The following is a 1,656-nucleotide window of genomic DNA, read 5'->3' on the forward strand; positions in this document are numbered from 1 at the left end:
TTGTGTCTTCTGAATAAATAAATTCAAAATTCAGAGGGCACTAAGGATGTTTTACATGGACTCCCAATCCCAATTCACTGTCGATATTATTTGTAAGGTTATCGATGGAAGGATCAGCATTACTAGTGCTACTACACTGCTCAATAAGTCTAGAAGGACGGTCGAAAGATATCTAAATCGCTACCGTAAAGAAGGTATTCGATTTGTTATTCATGGTAATAAAGGCCGCTCTCCAGTTAATAAAATTGCTAACTCGCTCAAAGAAGAAGTTCAAAATCTTATACAAACCAAGTATTACGATTTCAATTTACAGCACTTAGCTGAGTTGCTGGAGAAGAATGAAGGCATTTCTATCAAGCGTGAGACCTTACGTTCGTGGGCACATGATATTCATCATGTGAAACGCGCTAAACGTCGTAGAAGCCGTGTCAGAAAGTACCGACCACGTATGGAATCACCAGGTCTAATGCTTCAAATGGATGGTAGCCCTCATCGCTGGTTTGGGGAAGAAAAGTCCTGTTTAATCGCTATGGTAGATGACGCTACCAGTGATATACATGCCGAGTTTTTCCCTTCTGAAACAACTGAGGGCTGTATGAGAGTTATGAAAGCTTATATCGAAAAGCGCGGGATCTTTAAAACCTTATATGTCGACAGGGCGGGGATTTTTGGCGGCCCTAAACGCAGTAATTTTTCGCAAATGCAGCGTGCCTGTGAAGAGCTCGGTATTGAAATTATCTTTGCTAACTCTCCACAGGGAAAAGGACGAATTGAACGTTCCTTCGATACCTTTCAAGACCGTCTTGTTCCCGAACTCAGGCTACACGGCATTACAGATATGGACGCTGCGAATAGTTACTTACAAGGGACGTTTATTCCTAACTATTGGGATAAAAATATCACGGTTCAATCCAAAACGATTAGCTCTGCCTTCAAACCATTACCTCCAGAGTTAGACTTAAATGCGATTTGCGTACAGAAAGAATATCGCACAATACGACGTGACCATACCTTTAGCTTCGACAACAAAATGTATGTTATCGACTCCCCAATTCGCTATTCCATAGAAAATCAGAAAGTAGAAATCCGCTGTCAGTTTGATGGAACCTTCTCAGCATATTTCGGCCACCGTAGACTAGATATCACAGAGCTTGTTGAACCACGAAAAACTCATGAGTATGGGATGGAGGTTCAACGAAAAATCGAGGCTGTAGAGCTTGCTCAGCAATTGGGTAGCATTGCTAAAGCAGCCAGGATTATCGGTTGTTCACGTCAAAGTATTTATACCTACCAACAGGTATTAGAAGCTGAGGGGCCGATTGGTTTAAAGCGGATCAATAAACCCTTAAAGCGCAGTAAAAATAGTATCCCAGAAAGCACAGAGAACAAAATAATCGAACTGACACTAGAAGATCCGCATACCAATGCTTTGCAACTAATGAAAAGTCTCAAACAAGAGCATGACATCAGCGTTAGTAGCTCTACTATTCAAAACATTTGGAAGAGAGAACAGCTTAATACTAAGGCGCTCCGACTCAAGAGATCGCAAGCATTGAATATCGATGTGTGATGCAAATTATTAGTGGTGGGGGTAGACTGTACTACTACGACAATTTTGACTGGTATTTATCCCGTCAATTTCCCCTAGTAATGACA

1 protein-coding gene is annotated in these 1,656 nt (G+C 41.4%); it reads left to right on the plus strand.

What is annotated here, in order from left to right; translation table 11 throughout:
* Nucleotides 1-46: 46 nt before the first annotated feature.
* Complete coding sequence (locus tag JMA39_RS21080) at nt 47-1,570, plus strand: ISNCY family transposase (protein ID WP_202723843.1); 1,524 nt, start codon at nt 47-49, stop codon at nt 1,568-1,570.
* Nucleotides 1,571-1,656 lie beyond the last annotated feature (86 nt).

Source organism: Shewanella schlegeliana (assembly GCF_016765635.1).
In the GTDB taxonomy this organism is placed as follows: Bacteria; Pseudomonadota; Gammaproteobacteria; order Enterobacterales; family Shewanellaceae; genus Shewanella; species Shewanella schlegeliana.